General features: G+C 69.5%; 15 protein-coding genes and 2 tRNA genes. 5 read left to right on the top strand and 12 right to left on the bottom strand.

Annotated features, from left to right (window positions below):
* The first annotated feature begins 124 nt into the window (after positions 1-124).
* Positions 125-198, top strand: a tRNA-Pro gene (locus tag RIE32_02625).
* Between the two features lie 30 nt (positions 199-228).
* On the opposite strand, the gene RIE32_02620 is transcribed toward RIE32_02625, so the two are convergent.
* A tRNA-Ser gene (locus RIE32_02620) sits at positions 229-315 on the bottom strand.
* A gap of 108 nt (positions 316-423) precedes the next feature.
* Between RIE32_02620 and truB the strand changes: the two genes are divergently transcribed.
* The gene (truB, locus tag RIE32_02615) at positions 424-1,182 is read left to right on the top strand and encodes a tRNA pseudouridine(55) synthase TruB (protein ID MEQ9095138.1); all 759 of its coding nucleotides are present in this window, start codon (positions 424-426) and stop codon (positions 1,180-1,182) included.
* Between the two features lie 9 nt (positions 1,183-1,191).
* On the opposite strand, the gene RIE32_02610 is transcribed toward truB, so the two are convergent.
* The 5 genes from RIE32_02610 to RIE32_02590 form a co-directional block, all read right to left on the bottom strand.
* Positions 1,192-3,258 carry a SurA N-terminal domain-containing protein gene (locus RIE32_02610; protein ID MEQ9095137.1) on the bottom strand — a complete coding sequence of 689 codons (2,067 nt, stop codon included), beginning with the start codon at positions 3,256-3,258 and terminating at the stop codon, positions 1,192-1,194.
* Positions 3,259-3,396: 138 nt separating this feature from the next.
* On the bottom strand, positions 3,397-4,002 hold the full coding sequence (gene rpsD / locus RIE32_02605) for a 30S ribosomal protein S4 (GenBank protein ID MEQ9095136.1): 606 nt from the start codon (positions 4,000-4,002) through the stop codon (positions 3,397-3,399).
* A gap of 702 nt (positions 4,003-4,704) precedes the next feature.
* Positions 4,705-5,718 (bottom strand): branched-chain-amino-acid transaminase, encoded by a 1,014-nt coding sequence (gene ilvE, locus RIE32_02600; GenBank protein ID MEQ9095135.1) that lies wholly within the window; start codon positions 5,716-5,718, stop codon positions 4,705-4,707.
* A gap of 165 nt (positions 5,719-5,883) precedes the next feature.
* Positions 5,884-6,654: an SDR family oxidoreductase gene (locus tag RIE32_02595; GenBank protein ID MEQ9095134.1), complete on the bottom strand. Its 771-nt coding sequence runs from the start codon at positions 6,652-6,654 to the stop codon at positions 5,884-5,886.
* Positions 6,651-8,123, bottom strand: a complete 1,473-nt coding sequence (locus RIE32_02590) for a TIGR01777 family oxidoreductase (protein ID MEQ9095133.1) — start codon at positions 8,121-8,123, stop codon at positions 6,651-6,653. Before RIE32_02590 ends, RIE32_02595 begins: the two co-directional genes overlap by 4 nt.
* Positions 8,124-8,196: 73 nt before the next feature.
* On the opposite strand from RIE32_02590, the gene RIE32_02585 reads away from it, so the two are divergent.
* Positions 8,197-8,853 carry a cyclodeaminase/cyclohydrolase family protein gene (locus RIE32_02585; protein ID MEQ9095132.1) on the top strand — a complete coding sequence of 219 codons (657 nt, stop codon included), beginning with the start codon at positions 8,197-8,199 and terminating at the stop codon, positions 8,851-8,853.
* On the opposite strand, the gene RIE32_02580 is transcribed toward RIE32_02585, so the two are convergent.
* Positions 8,850-11,042: a hypothetical protein gene (locus tag RIE32_02580; protein ID MEQ9095131.1), complete on the bottom strand. Its 2,193-nt coding sequence runs from the start codon at positions 11,040-11,042 to the stop codon at positions 8,850-8,852. The genes RIE32_02585 and RIE32_02580 overlap by 4 nt on opposite strands.
* Positions 11,043-11,166: 124 nt before the next feature.
* Between RIE32_02580 and RIE32_02575 the strand changes: the two genes are divergently transcribed.
* The gene (locus RIE32_02575) at positions 11,167-11,451 is read left to right on the top strand and encodes a hypothetical protein (protein ID MEQ9095130.1); all 285 of its coding nucleotides are present in this window, start codon (positions 11,167-11,169) and stop codon (positions 11,449-11,451) included.
* 18 nt (positions 11,452-11,469) lie between these two features.
* Positions 11,470-11,988 carry a hypothetical protein gene (locus RIE32_02570; protein ID MEQ9095129.1) on the top strand — a complete coding sequence of 173 codons (519 nt, stop codon included), beginning with the start codon at positions 11,470-11,472 and terminating at the stop codon, positions 11,986-11,988.
* Here RIE32_02570 and RIE32_02565 read toward each other — a convergent pair.
* The 5 genes from RIE32_02565 to RIE32_02545 all read right to left on the bottom strand — a co-directional run bounded on the left by RIE32_02565 (position 11,985) and on the right by RIE32_02545 (position 19,145).
* Positions 11,985-13,589, bottom strand: a complete 1,605-nt coding sequence (locus RIE32_02565; GenBank protein MEQ9095128.1) for an ATP-dependent DNA ligase — start codon at positions 13,587-13,589, stop codon at positions 11,985-11,987. The two genes, RIE32_02570 and RIE32_02565, sit on opposite strands and share 4 nt — an antisense overlap.
* Positions 13,590-14,696 carry a ligase-associated DNA damage response exonuclease gene (locus RIE32_02560; protein MEQ9095127.1) on the bottom strand — a complete coding sequence of 369 codons (1,107 nt, stop codon included), beginning with the start codon at positions 14,694-14,696 and terminating at the stop codon, positions 13,590-13,592. It abuts the gene before it with no gap.
* A gap of 40 nt (positions 14,697-14,736) precedes the next feature.
* Positions 14,737-16,119 carry a GC-type dockerin domain-anchored protein gene (locus RIE32_02555; protein MEQ9095126.1) on the bottom strand — a complete coding sequence of 461 codons (1,383 nt, stop codon included), beginning with the start codon at positions 16,117-16,119 and terminating at the stop codon, positions 14,737-14,739.
* A 14-nt stretch (positions 16,120-16,133) separates the two neighbouring features.
* Complete coding sequence (locus RIE32_02550) at positions 16,134-16,940, bottom strand: hypothetical protein (protein MEQ9095125.1); 807 nt, start codon at positions 16,938-16,940, stop codon at positions 16,134-16,136.
* 558 nt (positions 16,941-17,498) lie between these two features.
* Positions 17,499-19,145: a GC-type dockerin domain-anchored protein gene (locus RIE32_02545; GenBank protein ID MEQ9095124.1), complete on the bottom strand. Its 1,647-nt coding sequence runs from the start codon at positions 19,143-19,145 to the stop codon at positions 17,499-17,501.
* Positions 19,146-19,156: the final 11 nt, after the last annotated feature.

The following is a 19,156-nucleotide window of genomic DNA, read 5'->3' as shown; positions in this document are numbered from 1 at the left end:
GCGGGGCGCGTCGACAGAACTGCGTGGGGTGGCGGCCGGACGGCAACCAGGGAGGCGTCCGGCCGTCTCTTTTGGCCTCACGCAGGACCCGCCCAAGGTGGGATGGTCTACAGTTGCCCAACCACAGGGTGTAGCTCAGCTTGGTAGAGCACCTGCTTTGGGAGCAGGAAGTCGCAGGTTCAAATCCTGTCACCCTGATTGCCCGGATGGCGGCAAGCTGATCGAAAACGGAGAGGGGGGGATTCGAACCCCCGAGGGGCGTAAACCCCCACACGAATTCCAATCGTGCGCCTTAAACCGCTCAGCCACCTCTCCGGGGTCGCGACGGCCTCGGTGGCCGATTGCGAGCGGGCAACAGGATAGGGCCAGTACGGCCAAAAGGCGATCCGCCAGGGCGCCATCGACCGCCCAATCATCCGTTGCATGCCCGACCGCCCCCAGGACCAGATCGGTACGACCGAGCCTCCGCCCCTGCGAGGCTTGCTTATCGTCGACAAGCCCGTGGGGCCAAGCTCCATGGCCGTCTGTGCCCGCGTTCGAGCGGCACTGCGCCGTGGCGGGGCCCCCAAACGCGTCAAGGTAGGCCACGGGGGCACGCTCGATCCGCTGGCCAGCGGGGTCCTGGTCGTGCTGTGCGGCAAGGCCACGCCAATGTGCGATCGCGTCATGGCCGGGCGCAAGCGATACCTGGCGTGCATCGATCTTTCGGCCTTCTCGACAACCGATGATCGAGAAGGCGAGCGAACCGAAGTCACGGTTTCGCAACCGCCCAGCGAACAAGCCGTGCGCGACGCTGCCTCGAGCTTCGTTGGCCAGACGCTGCAACGACCGCCGGCGTTCAGCGCGATGAAGATCGGCGGGCGCCGCGCGTACGAACTCGCTCGGAAGGGGCAGGCGGTTGAGCTCGAGCCACGACCGATCGAGATCGATGCCATCGATCTGCGCTCGTACCGCTGGCCGTTCGTCGAACTGGACGTTCGGTGTGGGAAGGGCGTCTACATCCGCAGCCTGGCGCGCGACCTTGGGGAAGCGCTGGGCACCGGCGGCTCGCTGGCGGCGCTCCGGCGGACGGCGGTGGGGCGGTTCACCATCGATCGCGCCGTGGCGATGAACGATCTCCCCGCGTCGCTCACGCAGGCCGACCTGCTGCCGGTAGACGCCTGGCTGGACGAAGACCGCTGACGAACCGGATCAGCCCTGCGAATCGTCCTCGTCGGCCGCGTCATCGGTCGGCTGGTCTTCCTCGCCGACGATCCGAAGGTTCATGCGCTGGCTCATCGCAGCGAACGAGAACGGGTTGGTCGTCCGTACGGTCTCGATCAACTCATCGCGGCGCAGGACGAAGTCCAGGAAGTCCGCCTGCATGCGATACATCTCGGTGGTCAGCGGCGTGATGCTCTGCACGGTGCCCACGCCCAGGGTCAGCGTGGCCGCGATCGGCACGCTCACCGTGCGGTCGTCGCGGGGCGTCTGCTCGATCTCGACCAGCGGGTCCAGGCGCTCGTAGACGCCCATCACCGCGTCGCGGAACGCGGCGTCGTTGAGCGAGGGCACCGCCGGCGACTGCCCGAAGCCCATCGGGCTGGTCACGTCGGCGGGTGTGACGCGCACGGTCTGGATCTCGGGGGCCTCGATCTCGGCCGACAGAGCCTCGGCGAGTTGCACCGCCGCGGCGGTCAGCCCGTTCTCCGAGGCATTCCGTCCCACGGCGTCGGCGCGATCGCGCAGCTGTTCGAAGACCTGCAGGGCCTTCCAATCCTCGACGATGCGCTCGCGGATCTCGTCGATGTCGTCCGGGCGGGATTCCTCGCGGACGTCCAGCACCGTGTAGAAGTACACGTTGCCCGCCCCATCGGTCGCCGGCACGTCGGCCACCGGAAGGCCTTGCTGGATGGCAAGCCGGGCGCCCATCTCCGGGCGCAGCTCGCGCACGGCAAACACGACCTGGGCCACCGGCGCCCGCGTGGAGCCGATGCTGATCTGCGCGCGGCCGAAGCCCTCAAGCTGCATCATCTCCGAGGGCCACAGCCACCGGTCGGGACGCACGACCTGGGGCATGGGCAGCTCGACCGAGCCGCCCTCGGCCTCGGGGAAGCGCGACAGGCCGACCGCCTCGACCATCTGCCGGGCGATGGCCTCGAAGCTCGGGCGCTGGCTGGTGAAGTCGTCGGGCAGACGCTTGTACGGCCCGTCGGACTCGAGCGAGCGGGTCGCCTCGCCCAGCGCGCCGACGAAGGCCTGCTGGGCGGCCTTGATGACGTCGTCGGCGATCTCGCGCCGCACGCTGGCCTCGATGTCCTGCCGGACCTCGCCGAACGGCTCGACGTCCTGCCCGTCGGCCTCACGATCGCGGATGCTCGCCTGGTAGCGCTTGCGCACCTCCAGCGGGTCGGGGGTGATGTTGGCCTCGATGGCGGCGCGGTCGAGCTTGAGGTACTCGATCTTCAGCCGCTCGGGCAGCGTGTAGCCGATGCCGAATTCCCCACCACCCTCGCCCCCGCCCAGGGGCGTGGAGGCGAAGCGCTCGTAATGCTCGCGGAGCTGCGCCTCGGTGGGCTCGCCCACGATGCCCGGGGCCTGGGCCACCAGCTCGCGGCCGTCGAACCAGAAGGCCTCGACCATCGCCTGCCGCTGGCGGTCGGCCGCATCGCGCACGGCCCGGGCGTCGCTCAGGGGGGCGCTCTCGAAGTAGCCGGCCGTCAGGCGGTGGATGCCGCGCGCCACGCTCAGGGCCTCGTGGTACTCGCGCTCGCTCACGTTGGGGGGCGGCTGGTTCAGGAAGCCGGCGATGCGGTCGATCATCGCCTGCCGCTCGGCCGCGGGCATCGCGTTCCACTGCTGGCTTGCGAACTGCTGGGCCAGCTGCGGGCCGATCTGCTGGGCGAGCGTGGCCTCCAGCTGCCGGCGGGCGATCTGGGGCGCAAAGTCCTCGATCCACAGGGCCCCGTCGCCGGCGATCCCGATCAGCCCGGCCCGCTCGGCCTCGTGCTTGAGCATCAGCCAGTGAAGGCCCACGCGTTCGCGGTCGACCGCGGGCATGTACTGCGCCGGCAGCCGCTCCTGCACGAGGGCGTGCTGGCGCTCGGCCTGCTGCATCTCGCTGACGCGGATGGCGTCGCCGTCCAGCGTGGCCACCTCGCGGTTGACCATGCGGTTGCCGAGCTGCTGGATGGCCTGGGGCGCGGTGAACGCCACCAGCAGCAGCGCGCCGAAGACGATCATCATCCACTTGCTGTACTTGCGCAGGAACTTGAGCATGCCGACCGCCCCGGCCCGTGGATTCTCAAGACCCTTGGCTGCCGGGCGCCGGCGGACCGACCGGCCCCGGCCGTGCCGTCCGCACGCGCGGGCCTCGTGCCCACGCGGCGGACCTGCCGCTCCTTCGAGGCGAGCGGATCAGAAGCGATAGAACTCGATAACCAGGTTCGTGTTGACGCGGAAGGGGACCTCGTCGGCCTTGGGCGCCGCGACGATCTTGGCCTTCAGCTCGCTGGGGTTGAAGCTGATCCAGCCGGGGACTTCGTGCCCGGGGATGCTCTCCATGTTCTCGCGGCAGAGCTTGTGGGTCTTCTCCTTGACGGAGATCTCCATGCCCGGCTTGACGTGGAAGCTGGGCCGGTCGGTCTTGCGACCGTTCACCAGGATGTGCCCGTGGGCGACGATCTGCCGGGCCGACCAGATGGTGCGGGCGATGCCCATGCGGCGGACGACGTTGTCCAGGCGGGTCTCCAGCAGCACCAGCAGCATGTCGCCGCTGTTACCGGGGAGTCGCTTGGCTTCCTTCACGAAGCGGCGGAACTGCTTCTCGCCCACGTTGTAGTGGAAGCGGAGCTTCTGCTTCTCGGTCAGGCGGATGCCGTAGTCGCGCGGGCGGCGGCCGCGGAAGCCGTGGATGCCCGGGGGCTGGCGGACGCGCTCGTTGCTGGTGTGCTTCTCGACCGCTTCGATGGGAACGCCCACGCGGCGGCTGAGGCGGACCTTGGGCCCGGTGTAGTTGGCCATCTGCTTATCTCCGTCCCTCGGGCGAATCGCCGGGGGTGCCGGGCCAGGATGCCCGGCGATCAGGCCGGCGACCGCGACTGCGGGCCGGCTGGTGCACTGATCCGGCCCACGCTGGGCCCGATGGTCCCGCTGGCGGCCCTGGGGCGGGCCAACGGGGGCGGATTGAAGGCCAAAACCCGGTCAGAATCAAGCATGCGGCGGGGGCGCCGGCCGCCAGCCAGCGTGCAACGGGGTTTCCCGCGCGCTCGCGGCCCGATCCACCCGCCGATCGTCGAGGTTTGCCCCCCGACCATCGTGAATCAGCGGCTGATTCACGACGATCACGCCTCGATCGTCGAGATTCGCCCCCCGACCATCGAGGGTCAGCCGCCGACTCGCGATGGTCACGCGCCGATCGTCGTGATTCGGGCCCCGACCATCGTCAGTCAGCGGCCGACTGACGATGGTCGGCCGCGGACCGGCGATGCACGGCGGCAGAAAAACCCCGCCAGGAGGCCGCATGGGGCATTCTATGCGGGATGCCGCGTGCGTGTGCGGGAGAACCCGATTGTCTCGCTCGCTTACGCGATGATGAAGACCAGGAACGCCAGGACCGCAACGAAGCACACGATGACCACGAGCCTCGTCGAGAGCGACCACGTCTGCGGCGACCAGGCTGGCATGTCCGGCTTCGTCACGAAGGTCTCCCCGGCTGGTCCGCGGTCAATCCTCGGGCACGTCATCGCTGGTCACGATCTCGCGGAACTTGGTGCGGAGCGTGTTCGTGATGGGGCCCTCGCCCTCGCTGATCGGATGGGTCGCGGTCACGCCGCCGGTGCCGTCGTGCTCGAGGACCTCGCGGACGGCGATGATCTCGGCGGCCGAGCCGGTCATGAAGACCTCGTCGGCCCCGAAGATGTCCTCGAGGCTCACGTGCCCAGTGGTGACCTTCATGCCGCAGGCCGGGGCGAGGCGGTCGATGACGAAGCGGCGGGTGATGCCGCTCAGGCAGCCGTCCTCGACCGGCGGCGTGGTGATGGTTCCATCCTTGATGACGAAGATGTTGTCGCCCGAGCCCTCGGCCACTTTGCCCTCGGGGTTGAGCATGATCACCTCGAGCAACTTGTCCTGCTCGTTGGTAATGTTGAGGTCGCGCGTGAGGTGGATGGCCTCGCACTTGGCCAGAATGTTATTCAGGTAGTTCAGGCTCTTGATGCGCGGGTCCAGGCTCTTGACGGGGATGCGCGGCCGGTGGGCCACGACCACGCGCATGCCCGCCTCGTACATCGACTCGGGGTACAGGCGGATCTGGTCGGCGATGCACACGATGCCCGCTCTTGGGCACTGGTACGGATTGAGCCCCAGCGTGCCCTCGCCGCGGGTGACCAGCAGGCGGATGTAGCCGTTGACGATGCCGTTGGCCTCGACGCACTTGCGCTGGATGTCGATCATCTCTTCGCGAGAGATGCCGATGTCCAGGTAGATCATCTCGGCGCTGGCCCACAGGCGGTCCATGTGCTGGCCGAGCATGAAGATCTTTCCGTTGTAGACGCGGATGCCCTCGAAGACGCCGTCGCCGTAGAGCAGCCCGTGGTCGAAGACGCTGACCTTGGCCTGGCTCTTGGGCACGATCTGGCCGTTGACGTAGACCATGGGGCGATCGCCCGCATCGGGGCCGCCGTGGACGGCGCCGGGCGCCGTGGGGTTCGGCTTGGGCTCGGTTCGCATCTGGGTCATGGTCTTGTCTCCGTGCTCGGCCACGTCGGTCCGTCCTTGTCTGGGGCCCCCGTTGGAGGCGGCAATGCCGGCGCAGTCTAGTAGGGCCCGCCGGCCCGCGGCCGGCCAACGGAACATCCCTCACAGGATGCGTACGCCTTGAAGATGATAGGGGCTTCTCGGCGGCTACACCTTGACGCGGCCGCGCAGGTTGCCCAGGCCGCCGTCGATCTCCAGCACGGTCCCGCTGACCCACGACTGGTTGGCGTCCAGGAGCCAGGCGATGCCGCGGGCGACGTCCTGGGGCTGGCCCAGCCGGCCCAGGGGGTGCATGGCCATCGAGGCCTTCTCGGCCACGTTGCTCTCGAGGATCGGCTCGCTCAGCGGGGTGCGGACCATGCCCGGGGCGACGGCGTTGACGCGCAGGCCGTTGGACGCGTAGGTGGCCGCCGCCGAGCGCGCCAGCCCGATGACCGCCGCCTTGGCCGCGGCGATCGCCTCGTGGTTGGGAAGGCCGCTGGTGGCCGCCGCCGAGGACATCAGCACGATCGAGCCGCCGCCCTTTCGCATCGCCTGGCTGGCCGACCGGACGAGGTTGAAGGCCGTGTAGAGGTTCACCTCGATGGCCTGCTCCAGTTCGTCCGGGCTGGTCAGGTGGGCGGGCTTGAGCGTGATCGAGCCGGGGAGGTTGACCGCCCCGTCGAGCCTGCCGTGGTGCTCGGCGGCGGCCTTCACCGCCGCGTCGACCGCCTCGTGGTCGCGGGCGTCCAGCGACTCGAGCGCGTGGACGCCCAACTCGTCGGCCAGGGCCTTGGCCTTGTCGGCGTTGCGCCCGGCGATGGTGAGCCTGGCCCCCGCGGCAGTGAGCTGGCGGGCCAGCTGGGCGCCGATGCCGCCGGCGCCGCCGATGAGCAGGTATGCGCGGTCCGTGTGGTTGGTTGTTTGTTCCTCGCTCATGCCGTCTCCTGTGCGTTGGCCGCCACGCGGGGCTGCGCCGCGCCGCGCGTTTGATCCATCAGCCGCCGGCAGCCCAGCTCCCACCCGATGGCGTCGGCAAGCGTCGGGTGCATCCATCGGAATCCATGCTCGCCCAGCCGCGTGGGTTCGGCCCGGGTCGACGCCAGCAGCATGTCGGCGGCCATCTCTTCGCCCAGCAGCGTCCGCGCCGCGCCCGCCGGCAGGCCGAGGATGGCCGGGCGGCGGGCCGCTTCGGCCACGGCGCTGGTCACGTCGTTGGCCGTCGCGGCGTTGGGCGCGCAGATGTTCAGGGCGCCGCTGACGTCCGCCGAGGCGATCGCGTGGTGCACGGCGCCCACCGCGTCGTCCAGGCCGATCCAGGGCCACCATTGCCGGCCGCTGCCGATGGGCCCGCCAAGGCCCAGCCGCGTTGGCGTCAGGAGCGCCTTGAGCGCCCCGCCGTACGCCCCGAGCACCATGCCGAACCGCGCGTGCACGACGCGAACGCCCGCCGATTCGGCCGGCCTGGTGGCCGCTTCCCACTTGCGGACCAGCCCCGGGAGGAATCCGTCGCCCCAGCCGCTGGACTCGTCCAGCGGCTGGTCGCCGCGATCGCCGTAGGCGTGCACGCCCGAGGCGTTCACCAGCACCGCCGGCCGATCGGCCGCGGGAAGCGAGGCGATGGCTCGTGCCAGCAGCGAGGTCGGCCCGATCCGGCTTCGCTCCAGTTGGGTCTTGCGCTTGTCCGTCCACCGGCCGCTGGCGATGTTCTCGCCGCACAGGTTGACCACCGCGTCGACGCCCGCCAGCGTGTAGGGCGAGATCTCGTGCGCCGCTGGGTCCCAGTGCCGCTGTTCGATGCCGTCGACCGGGTCCGGAACCGCTCGGCCCCGCACGAGGCGAACGACGTGGTGGCCGCCGGTGGAAAGGAACGCGGCGAGCGCCGACCCGATCATGCCCGAGGAACCCGCGATCGCCACGGTCAACGGTCCGTCCGATCGCGCGTGCCGCGCCAGGTCCTGGCGCGTGCGAGCATGGCGGAACCAAAACAGCCGGTCGAGGTCGGCGGCGAGCTTGCCGCCGAGCACCGTCGATCCAAGGAACCCACCGGGGGCGTCGTACTCGATGCGATCGTCCAACCGGCTCGAGCCATCGCCCGCATCGATGAACGCGTGGCGGTGCACCCATCGCCCGAACGGCCCGCTCAGTTGCCGATCGCTGAAGCCGTGCGGTGGGTCGTGGTCGAAGTGTTCGGCCACCCAGGGCATGCTCAGCGGGCCGATACCGATCATCAACCGAGCGATGGCCCCGTTGCCGATGCGCGGGTGGTCCTGGCCGCGTCGCCGCTCGGCCACGTGCACGCGTTGCCAGGGCGGGGTCAGCCGCTCGAGTGCACCGGGGCGGGCGTGCCACTGGTACAGCGCGTGAACATCGCAGGGCATGTCGGATGTTGCGTGGAAGGTGCTCATGTCCGTGCATGATCCCAGCTTCAGGCGGCCGGGGCCACCCAGTTGGGCCACGTCAGGGTGAGTAGAGTGCTGCATGGCCAACACACCTGCTCGCGCGACCGGTACCACCCATGCCAGCATCGGTTCTCAGCCGCTGGGCGATCTCCTCTCGGCCATCGCGGCCAAGAGTCCGGCGCCCGGCGGGGGCGCGGTCGCCGGGGCCGCGGGGGCGCTGGCGGCGGCGCTGGCGGGCATGGTCATCGCCTTCAGCCGGGGCAAGAAGAGCCTGGCCCAGCACGCGCCGGCCCACGAGATGCTCGCCGATCGGTGCGCGGGCGCAAGCTGCAAGCTGCTGGAACTCGCTGATGCCGATGCCGCTGCCTACGCGGAGTTGAACGCGCTGCAGCGACTTGATGAGGGTGATCCGGCGCGGGGGGAGCACCTGGCCTCGGCCGCGCAGCGGTGCGTCGAGATTCCCCTCGACGTTCAGCGCGTGTGCATCGGATTGCTCGAGGGCTTCGAGGAACTGGCGCCCATCGCCAACGAGTGGTTGCTCAGCGACCTGAAGATCGCCACCATCCTGGCCGAAGCTGCCGTACGAGCGAGCGATTGCAACGTCGAGGTGAACGCGCCCACGCTGGGTAGCGCCGTGTCGCCCGAGGCCGAGCGCGATGCGCAGTCGACCAGCTTGCAGGCCATCGAGCGTGCGAAGAACCTGCTTCGATCGATCGAGGCCCAGATCGACGATTAGCCGCCGGTCTTCTTCGTCGCGGTCTTCTTTGACGCAGCCTTCTTGGTGGTCGCCTTCTCGGTGGTCGCCTTCGTTGTCGTCGTCTTCCTGGCCGTTTTCTTCGCGGTCTTCTTAGTGACCTTCTTGACCGGGGCTTCGGCCGGGGTCGTCGCCGCGGCTGATGGCGTGGGCTCGCTGGCGGGCTTTTCGACTGCGACCGCCGCGGGCTTCTTGCCCGCCGTACGCTCGGCCAGGTCCTGCATGAGTGTGGCCAGCTTGTTGAGCTGGTCGACGCTGCTTGGCGCCGCCGGCTTGCTGATGGCCGCCCGGGTTTCTTTTTCGACCTGCCGCGCCGCTTCGATGTCTTCGCGGAGCGACTGCCGCGTTCGCTCGGCCCGCTGGGCCTCGGCGCTCAGGGCCGTCAGGCTCTCCTTGAGCTCGCCCTTGAGCCTGGTCTCGAGCGTCTTCCACGCCTGATCGAGCGCCTGGCGGGCTTGCATCGCCTTGGCGTCCAGCTTCTCGCTCTCGATCTTGGCCTTGTGGATCGCCTTCTCGGCCGCCTTGTCCGCCGCGGCGTTGGCCTTCTTCTCGGCGCGCTTCTCGGATTCTTCGATCAGCTCAGCCAAGGCAGCACGCTTGGCCTCGGCCTCTTCCGAAGCCGTCTTCAGCGCGTCGAGGTGCCGCTTGACCTCGGTGGCCGGGGCCCGCATGGCCTCGTCGAGTTCGGCCCGCCGCTGGGTGAGCTGTGCCTCGGCCTGCTCGCACAGCTTGGTGGCCAGCGAGATCGACTGCTGCAGCCCGTCTCGCTGCTCGACCAATCGGTCGAGCCAGAGTCCCGCGCTCTCGATCGACTCGCCCAGCGCCTTGCGGCTCTCTTCCGCCTGACGCCGCGCTCGCTCGCCCGCAGTCGCCACGTCGTCCATCTGCTCCATCGCGGCCATGGCCTGGGCCGCCACCGCCGCCAGCGTGCCCTCGTCCGGCTTGGCCTGCCCGGCGCCGGTCTGCTGTAGAAGCTTTTCGGCCCGCTCGCACAGCGCCTCGACGCCGTCCAGATCGAGTTCGAACACGCCTCGCGCGCGGGTATCGGCCTTCTCGATGCGGTCCAGCACCGCGTCCGCGTTGGCCTCGGCTTCGGCCAGCTTGGGCTCGACTTCCTCGGCGATGCGCTTGCCCAGCGCCTCGACGCGCTCGCCGGCCTTCGTGTCGCCCGACTCGATGACCCCGGTCAGCCGCTTCTGGGCTTCCTCCAGCATCTCGTCCATGCGCGAGGTGGTTGCCTCGACCCGTTCGCTGACGGCCACGGCCTGCTCGGTAAGCTGCTCGTCGCGCTCCTCGAACACGCCGGTCAGTCGACGCTCGGCCTGTTCGACGAGTTCCTCCAGGCGCGCTGAGAGCGTCGCGATGCGCTCGCTCATGGCAGCCTCGGCCTCGCGCCGCTCGGCGGCGATCGCCTCGACCGATTCGTTGCGCGCCTGCCCGACGGCATGGCTCGCGTTCGCGTGGTCCTCGGCGATCCGCTCTCGGGCCTCGCTCGCCTGATCCTTGATCGCCCGCAGCCCCGCGTCGGCGTCGGATCGCGTCTGCTCGGCGGCCTTGTGCAGCGCCTCGACGGCCTTGGACCGCGCCTCGGCCAGGTCGGCGCGCCCGCGATCGACGAAGGTCGTGAGCGTCTCGCCGCGGTCGTCAAGCTCCTTGGCCCGCTTCTCGGCGACTTCTTCGATGCGGCCGACGGCCTCGTCCATCGCCGCGTTGCCGGCCTCGAAGATCCGCTGGCGGGCACGGTCGTCCATGTCCTTGATCCGCTGCTCGGCCGTCACGGCCCGCTCGGCGGCGGCCTCGGCCCGCTTGGCCGTCGCCTCGGCGCTCTCCAGCCGTTGCGTGAGGGTGCTGAGCATCTCACCGGCCTTGGCCAGCTTCTTGTCGACGGCCGGCAACACCTCGCCGATGGCGCGAAGGCTGCGGCTGGCGTCGACGGCCGTGCGGCGCAGATGCTCGCCCTCGGTCGTCGCGGCGGCCAGCAGCTTGCGCAGGGCCCCTGCATAGTCCTCGAAGGCCACCCGATCGACCACGCGGGGCGAGACGAAGACCTCCTCGGCCGTCCGCACGCGGGGGTACTGGGCCTGCCCGGGCGGGGCGTCCTCGCCCTCGGTCATTCTCTTGGACGCGTGGCTGGGCACCTGGCTGGACGTCTGGGTAGGCGTTTGGCTCATGGGGTCTCCTGTCGCCGCCCAGCCATCGGCAAGGCGTCCGGGCGGCCTGCAAAGAGGGGCCGGCATGCTATCCGATCGGGAGGACCCCGAAACGACCCCTAAACGACAACCGTAGTATTTGGTGATGTTCCGGCCGATCCGCAGAGACACGCCCAGGGGTGAGGCGGCGTACCGCTACGACCTCGGCATCCAGCTCATGCTGGTCTACACGCCGCTGGTCCTGATCATGTACTACGGCGAGTTCGCGCTCCAGTGGCTGCGGGAAGGGCAGGTCTCCGGCGTGGGCGTGCTCGAGTACCCGCTCTGGGTGGCGGCGGTCGCGACGTTCCTCTGCGGGGTCGCGATTGCCTACGACGGTTGGTGGACGCTGCGACGGTTGGCAGACCAGCCAGTCGCGACCCGGTCCTGAACTCAAAGAGGGACTCGCGTGGGAGCACACCAACGAGCACGCGAAGACCGCGAGCGCGGCGACCTTGGGTCGGCCCGCCGGCGCCTCGCGTCGCTCGTTGCCTTATGTGGTTTCGACCGAGCCCTGTGTCGCGAGATCGCCGACATCAGCCTCGAAATGGGCGATCCACTCGAAGCGGGGCGGTGGCTGTTCTTGTGCGTCTCCGATTCTTCGTCCGAGCCCGAGGCAATCCTGGCGGCACTCGATCAGTTCGTGCGAGATTGCCGCGCCGAGCCATCGGTGATCGCCAGCCGGCTGCCCGCGGTCGCGAAGTCGGTTCCACCCGAGAGGCTGCCGCCGGCGGTGCGAGAGCGATTGGCCGAACTGGGGCTGCCCCGCCCACGTGCCCGGCCCGCCCGGGGCGCGGCCGCATCGGCGCGCGACCGCGCCCTGCACGCCGGCTGCCTGCTCGCGATGGCCGCCCTGGTGGTGTGCGCCGTGGCCGGATTCGGCGTCATTATCCGTTGGTTCGTGGCCCTCTTCACGCAGGGTGGCTAAAACTCCGCCAGCAACCTGAGCGCCTCCAGCCCGTCCGCCTCTTCCGCCTTTTTATCCTCCCGCCACTTCAGGATCCTCGGGAACCGCACCGCCAGCCCGCTCTTGTGCCTGGTCGAGGGCTGCACGCCCTCGAAGCCAAGCTCGAAGACCAGCTCGGGCCTGACCTCGCGCACCGGCCCGGCCCGCCGCACCGTGTTGCGGCGGATCCAATTGTCAACACGTTCGATCTCCTCGTTCGTCAGCCCGCTGTACGCCTTGGCGAAGTTCACCAGTTCCCCTTCGTGCCAGAGCGCGAACGTGTAGTCGGTGTACAGGCCCGCCCTTCGTCCGCTGCCGTGCTGGGCCATCACGAGCACGGCGTCGAGGGTCATGGGCCCGATCTTCCACTTCCACCAGCCGGTGCCGCCCTCGGGCTTGGTGCGGCCGATGCCGTAGGAGCCGTCCAGGTGCTTGAGCATCAGCCCCTCGACCCTTCGCTCGCGGCTCTGCTCGCGCAGCTCTGCGAGCGATTCCCAGGTCGGCTCGTCCACCGGCGCGGTCGCGTCGATGGTCGGGGCGGGCAGGTCGAGGTACTCGAGGATGTTCCGCCGCTCGCGCAGCGTCGCGCCGCGCACGTCCCTGCCTTCGAAGCGCAAAACATCGAACGCGCGCAGCACGATGCGGCGATCGTCGAACATCGGGAGCTGCCCGGCGGTCTTCGCTTTGCGGTTCAGGCGAGTCTGCAGGAACGCGAACGGCGCCGGCCGGTCGCCCTCCCAGCCCAGGATCTCGCCGTCGAGCACCGTGCCGCCCGGGAGCGAACGCGCGGCCGCCAATATCTCGGGGAACTGCTCGCCCACGTCCTCCTCGCCGCGTGACCAGAGCATGGGCGGGCCTTCATGTGGAACAATCAACTGGGCCCGGATGCCATCGTACTTCCACTCGGCCAGCCACTCGCCGCGGTCGCCCAGGACTTCGCCTGGCGGATCATCGAGCTGGTGGGCCAGGTAGAACGGCAGCGGCCTTGCGATGTCCTCGCCGGCGTCCTCGCTCGTGACCATTTCGTACCACTCGGCCGTCGGGTCCATCCGCCCGCTGACCCTCGCCGCGACGATCGCCGGCTCAAGATCGTGCGCCATCGCGATGGCGCGCACGACCATCTTCTTCTGCACGCCAACACGCAGTCCGCCGCGGATGAGCTTCTGGTACACGTAGCGCTGCCGGGCGTTCATTTCCTTCCACGCGGCGAGGATGATCGCCCGGCGCGCCGCATCGTCGCTGGTGGCCAGCGGCACGATCGAGCGCTCGTAGACCTCGGTCAGCGACGCGTCCGTCCCCTTGCCCGGTTCGGGCAGCAGCAGCGCGATGGTCTCGCTGAAGTCGCCCACCGACGCATAGCTCGCGTCCACCAGCCAGCCGGGCAGCCCGGTGACTTCCAGGGTCAGCTCGTACAGCAGCTTCGTCGGCACGGCCCGCAGCACACGCTGGCCGCTCAAGAAGTACGCCGCGATGGCCGCGTCGCTCGGGCTCGCGCTCTTGAAGTATCCCGCCATCGCCGCCAGCTTCTCACTGGTCGCGGTCGTCGCGTCGATCGCGTCGTAGAGCTCGGTGAAGGCGCGCACCTACTCGCCCTCGCCCGCGTCGTTGCTGGCCGTTTCTTCCTCGGCCTCCCCCCGATACCGCGTCGGCACGACGAAGGTATCCAGCCCCCGCGTCTCGGCTAGATAGCGTGCCAGCGGCTCGCTGGCGCCGTGCGTGACGCCGACCGACTTCGCCCCGCTCGCCTCCACGATGCCGAGGAGCCCCGGCCAGTCCGCATGGTCGCTGATGACGCAGCCGTGGTCGAACGACCGCCACCGCCGCCGCCCGCGCACCAGCATGAACCCGCTGGCCATGCTCGTCCGCGTCGAGCCGAAGCTCCGTAGCCAGGGCGAGCCCAGGATGCCCGGCGGCGCGATGATCATGGCCACGCCACGCAGGCCCTTGCGCGCCTTCTGCGTCGTGTGCACCACCTCGGGCAACTCGACGCCCTCGTTCTTGTAATCGGGCAGCAGCGTCTCGATCGCCCCGTGCACGCCGATGGGCCCGATGGAGGGGTCCAGCCCCGCCAGCACCCGCTGCGCTTTTCCAAGGCCATACGCCATCACGATGCTCGTCCGCCCGTTCGCGGCGTTGGACTTCCACCAGTCGTTCAGCTTCTCGAACTCCTCGCGCGGGTCTGGCCACCGATAGATCGGCAGGCCAAACGTGCTCTCGATCAGCAGCACGTCGCACGCCACGGGCTGGAAGCGGGCGCACGTTGGGTTGGGGTCTTCAGCGCGAGAAGTGAAGTTGCAATCGCCCGTCACCACCCACGTCCGCTCGTCCGCCGGTTGTTTGCTCTCGACAACACGCACACGGACCTGGGCCGACCCCAGCACGTGCCCGGCTGGGAAGAACGTGACCTCGACCGCGCCGCCCTCGCCCTCGACCCGGAACGGCTCGCCATACGCGTGCCCCTCGATCACCGCGTCCTTGCCCATCCGCGTCCGCAGCACGCCCGCGCCGGGCGCCGAGCACAGGTACGTCTCGCTCCCCCGGAACGCGTGGTCCGCGTGCGCGTGCGTGATGATCGCCAGCTTGGCGGGACGCCACGGGTCGATCATGGCCAGCGGCTCGCGCCCGCCCACGTCGATCGCCAGCCCGCCGGGGGCGGCGCTGACGAGCGGTGGGGGTGTGCGGCCGGCCATGGCTCAGGCTATGGCGAGCGCGGCCGGGCCCTGGATTGCGCTACGGGCAACCCGCCTCGAAGGCCGTCTGGTAGGCCAGGAGATCGAAGATCGTCAGCGCGCCGTCGCCATCGATGTCGGCGGCCGGGTCGCCCGCGGCGAACAGGTTCTGCAGCTCCAGGAAGTCGTAGACGTCGGCGAGGCAGTCGCCGGTCAGGTCCAGGTTGCAGCGCTCGCCCGGTTGCCAGCGGACAAGATAGCTCGGCCCGCCCGAGAAGCTGCGGAATGCGCCGCCGAGCAGCAGGGCCGGGCCCGAGCCGTCGTCGAACACGAAGAGGTCCCATCCCGAGTCACGGATGCCCGGCTGCATCGGACGCAGCACGCCATCGCGAACCACACCGACGCCCGAGCTGTCCGTGATCCTGTTGCCCGCGACGAACAGCGATCCGCCGCGTCCATCGTCGAAGACCGTGACGTCGAGCACCTGGAAGATCCGCCGGTCGTCGTCGATGATGGCGCTCCAGCGCGTGCCGTCCCACTGGGCGAGATGCCCGGCGATGATGTTGTCGTCCTGCAAGATCGCGAAGCGCCCGCCGGCCAGCAGCACGCTGCGCCCCTCCCACTCGGCCACCTCCAGCGGCCAGAACTCCTGGCTGCGCACCTCCTGCCCCGGCCCGGCCGGCACCGACCACGCATCGCCATCGAAGCGGGCGATGCCGCCGCCGAGTTCCTCACCCAGCCGGATGTACGTCCCCGAGGCGAACAACTCTCCCGCGTACGACGCGAGCTTCAACACCGCGCCGTCGCTCGGCGCGTTGTCGCCCACGGGCAACCACGCCGAGCCATCCCAGCGCTGCACGCCCGCGATGAACTCCGTCGTGCCCGGGCCGACGAACTCGCCGCCCGCGACGAGCATCTCGCCGTCGTCGAAGCGGTGGGGGTGCAGGTCGATGGCCTTGAAGTTCAATCCCTCGCCTAACCCCGACCATGTACGCCCATCCCAACGCGCGACGGCCCCGGTCTCAATGCCGGCAAGCCGCGTGAACTGCCCGCCAACGTAGAGCGCCTCGCCCGTGCCGTCGTCCCACACCTCCAGCGTGATGCCCCGGCCGTCGGGCTCGAGCCCCGGCGCATCCAGCCCCGGCAGCGGCTCCCAGCGGCCGCCGTTGAGCCGGGCGAACCCCACCGCCCGGACCTCGCCGTGCACGGGGTCGATGATCGACTCGAAGTTGCCCGCGACGTAGAGCATCGGCCCATCGCCCGCGTCGAAGACGACCATCTCGCTGATGCGGTTGCCCGCGGCGGTGGGGAAGCCGCCGGCCAGGCCGCCCACCAGCGGCTGCCAGTGGCCGCACTCGGTTGGGGGCTGGGTCTGGGCGATCGTCGCGTGCGCGAGGGTGAGGCCGCCGATGGCGACCAGGGCGTGGATCGTGCGATGCTGCATGGCGGCGTGCTCCTTCAGGAGCACAGACTACCCGAAACCGCCCCGCGATGCAAGGGCTTCTTGGCTGCGTCGCGTTCCTGCTTGCGCTCCACCTGCGCCTCCGCCTGAGAAGTTGCGTTCGGCTCCGCCTTGGGCTCCGCGCTGGCCTTGGGCATCTCTGACCCCGTCGCACTGCCGATCGACCCGAACGGGAAGATCTTCTCGTCCGACCACTCGCCCACCGTGCCGTTGGTCCGCTTCGCGCGCACCTGGTAGCGGATCGCGCGCAGGCCGCTGGGCACGTTCTCGTCGACGACCTTACGCCTGGGCGTCGCGGCTACCGGCTCCCATTGCCAGTCGCGCCCGTCGAGCCACTCGCACCGCCGGCGGACCTCGTACATCAGGTTGCCGCGGCCCTTGTCGACGATCTGGAAAGTCAGCTCGAGCTGGCCGTTCTCCTTGGGCTTGATCTTGAGCCCCGTGGGCGCGGTGGGGCCGGGCAGCGGGCCCTTCTTCTTGGGCTGCTTGATGGCCGCCCTGGTGTAGACCGACGGGTCGCGCATGGTCCGGGCCATGCCGTCGATGATCGTGCTCAGCCCGCCGAAGGTCCGCCGCAGGTCGCCGATGGCCGCCCGCTTGGTCCGCATGGCGTTGGCGAGCTGGTTGCGCAGTTCCTCGGCGCGGGCGTGGGCGGCCGCGGCCTTCTCGTAATCGTCCTTCAGCCGCTGGACGTGGGCGTCGTTCAGGCCGAAGGAAGATGGGTCGGCCGTGTCCCACTGGCCCAGGGTGGTGCGGATCTGCTCCAGGAACTTGCCCTGGGCCTTCTTGGCTCGGCGTGGCATGGCGTCTGGCCTCCCGGTCTGCGGTCTTCGGTGCTCCGATGCGCGTCCCAGAAGACCATCGGCCGGTTCCGGGCCCGGCTTCAGCCGGGTTGAGGGTCCTCGGGGACCGCCCGCGGGCCCCCGGGCAACCGCCGCGGGCGACCGGGCGACGGGCCAAGGCGCCCCTGCACCGCCCCCGGGCCACCGGGCACCCCGTCGAGGCCACCGGGCAACGCCCGCTAAGGCCCGAGTCTCACCCCTAAAAGAACGTGTCCCGCCCCCCGGGGCAGCTTCTCCCCGGCCCGGGGCACGGTCATCGGCGTCCCGGGCTTCCATGGGAGCCTTCCCGGGAGCTTCCGGAGCCTTTCCCGGAGGGACCAGAGCGATGGATCCAGCCTCCGGGGCCCTTCCCCGAGGCACCAGAACCCCTCCGGCAGCCACCGCAGCGGCCCCGGCAGGCCCGGGCTTCGTCCTGGGAAGCGACGGAGGGGCTCGGGCAGGCAGGCGAGCGGTCCAGGCAATGAGATAAACGGCTCCGACAAGCGCCGGAGCCGTTCCCTTCGTGCCCTCGATCGCGTCCTACGGGCAGCCGGCGTCAAACGCGTTCTGGAAGGCCAGGAAGTCGAAGAGCGTCAACTCGCCGTCGCCGTCGAAGTCGGCCTGGGGGTCGCCGGTGTCGAAGAGGTTCTGGAACTCGAGGAAGTCAAAGATGGTCAGCTCGCCGTCGCCATCGAGGTCGGCGCGGCACCGCGACGGTGGGGGTGGGATCTGCTCGTTGGAGGCGAACTCCAGGAGATCGAACTCGTCGTCGATGGTCGTCGCGGTCCGGCCGTCGCCGAAGTTGGGGTGCCCCGAGAGCGGGTAGCGGAGGTTGGCCCAATCGTTGAACCCCGCCAGGGTCGACAGCGTGCCGGCGGGAATGGTGGGGTTCTCGCGGTTGATGTCTGCGGCAACGGGCGGCTGCATGGGCGGTGTCATGCCGTCGCCGTCCCAATCGACGGTCGACCCGGCCTTGAAGTCCGCCCACTTCCAGGTGTCGGCCTGCGTCGTGAACGGGACCTGCACGCTCCGGTACTCGGGCAGCGTCGCGCCCAGGCTCGTCGACTCGTCCAGCGCGGTCTCGTCGAGCGATGGGAGCTCCTCGCGCGAGTAATCGAGCCGCCACAGGGACGCGTAGTTCGTATGCGGGGTCTGCCAGCGGTAGTTCATGACCGAGTAGTAGTTGGCCTTGTAGTGCACGCCGTCGCCGCCGCCGTGGTCGAGCCCCAGCGTGTGGCCCAGCTCGTGCATGAAGGTGCCCGCCTTCTGGTCGGCCGTTCCGCCAACCGTGGGCCAATTGCCAAGCGTCACCATGAAGTCGTTACCGGGCTGCTCGGCCAGGCCCGAGCTGTCGCTGCCTTCGTACGTGTCGGCAAAGATGCAGTAGCGGAAGGCCTTGTCGCGCGCCGCCTTGATATTCGCCCAGTTGTCGCTATCACGCTCGGCGACCGTGCCGTAGTGGGCCGCCTTGGTCACGTCGAAGTCGGTGAACGCGGCGGGGTAGGGCACGCGTCGGATGTTTGTCTCATCGATCATGATGTGCAGCGTGACCCCGCCCGATCCGCCGCTGGCCGGCGCGGGCACGGGCGCCTGATCGAACGCGTCGATGACCCCTTGCAGCTCGGCGAGGGTGGGCGCCCGATCGACCATCGCGTCGACCTCGACGAAGATGTCCTTGCGATCGACCCGCGCGCCCATCGCGGGCAGGTCGAGGTCGACGTTGCTGTCGCCGTCGACGTCCATGCCGTCGGTCTCCCAGCAGTCCAGCAGCCCGTCGCCGTCCGAATCGCCGCCCCAGCGAAAGGCGTGGTCATTGCCGGCAGCGGTGCGCGATTGCCCGATCACTGTGGATCCATCGGCCGAGATACCCTCAGCGCGCGAGAAGCTTCCCCCAAGCGTGCCGAGGTCCTGCATGCCTTGGGCTGCCGTCCATCGATAAGCGCGAAAGCTACCGGACCCGTTCTGCGCCCTGCCGGCCACGATGGACCCGTCGGCAGAAATAGCTGTAGCAAACGAGAAGTCTCCGCCCAGCGTGCCGAGGTCTTCCATGCCCCCGGCCTCCGTCCATCGAAAAGCATGGAACGTGTCCGACGCGTCAATGTTGGCTATCCCGACCACCACGGTTCCGTCAGCTGAGACAGCTTCAGGAAAAGACTCGTCTCCCCCCAGCGTGCCCAGGTCCTGCATGCCCCCGGCCG

Source organism: Phycisphaerales bacterium (assembly GCA_040221175.1).
GTDB lineage: Bacteria > Planctomycetota > Phycisphaerae > Phycisphaerales > UBA1924 > JAHCJI01.
This window is presented reverse-complemented; position numbering and strand designations above follow the sequence as displayed.

What these genes read in the sequence shown, in the direction of transcription:
- RIE32_02575 (MEQ9095130.1), top strand. Translation starts at nt 11,167, where the DNA reads ATGTTCCGGCCGATCCGCAGAGACACGCCCAGGGGTGAGGCGGCGTAC.
- RIE32_02545 (MEQ9095124.1), bottom strand. Translation starts at nt 19,145, where the DNA reads ATGCAGGACCTGGGCACGCTGGGGGGAGACGAGTCTTTTCCTGAAGCT.
- truB (MEQ9095138.1), top strand. Translation starts at nt 424, where the DNA reads ATGCCCGACCGCCCCCAGGACCAGATCGGTACGACCGAGCCTCCGCCC.
- RIE32_02550 (MEQ9095125.1), bottom strand. Translation starts at nt 16,940, where the DNA reads ATGCCACGCCGAGCCAAGAAGGCCCAGGGCAAGTTCCTGGAGCAGATC.
- RIE32_02585 (MEQ9095132.1), top strand. Translation starts at nt 8,197, where the DNA reads ATGGCCAACACACCTGCTCGCGCGACCGGTACCACCCATGCCAGCATC.
- RIE32_02595 (MEQ9095134.1), bottom strand. Translation starts at nt 6,654, where the DNA reads ATGAGCGAGGAACAAACAACCAACCACACGGACCGCGCATACCTGCTC.
- ilvE (MEQ9095135.1), bottom strand. Translation starts at nt 5,718, where the DNA reads ATGACCCAGATGCGAACCGAGCCCAAGCCGAACCCCACGGCGCCCGGC.
- RIE32_02590 (MEQ9095133.1), bottom strand. Translation starts at nt 8,123, where the DNA reads ATGAGCACCTTCCACGCAACATCCGACATGCCCTGCGATGTTCACGCG.
- rpsD (MEQ9095136.1), bottom strand. Translation starts at nt 4,002, where the DNA reads ATGGCCAACTACACCGGGCCCAAGGTCCGCCTCAGCCGCCGCGTGGGC.
- RIE32_02580 (MEQ9095131.1), bottom strand. Translation starts at nt 11,042, where the DNA reads ATGAGCCAAACGCCTACCCAGACGTCCAGCCAGGTGCCCAGCCACGCG.
- RIE32_02610 (MEQ9095137.1), bottom strand. Translation starts at nt 3,258, where the DNA reads ATGCTCAAGTTCCTGCGCAAGTACAGCAAGTGGATGATGATCGTCTTC.
- RIE32_02555 (MEQ9095126.1), bottom strand. Translation starts at nt 16,119, where the DNA reads ATGCAGCATCGCACGATCCACGCCCTGGTCGCCATCGGCGGCCTCACC.
- RIE32_02560 (MEQ9095127.1), bottom strand. Translation starts at nt 14,696, where the DNA reads ATGGCCGGCCGCACACCCCCACCGCTCGTCAGCGCCGCCCCCGGCGGG.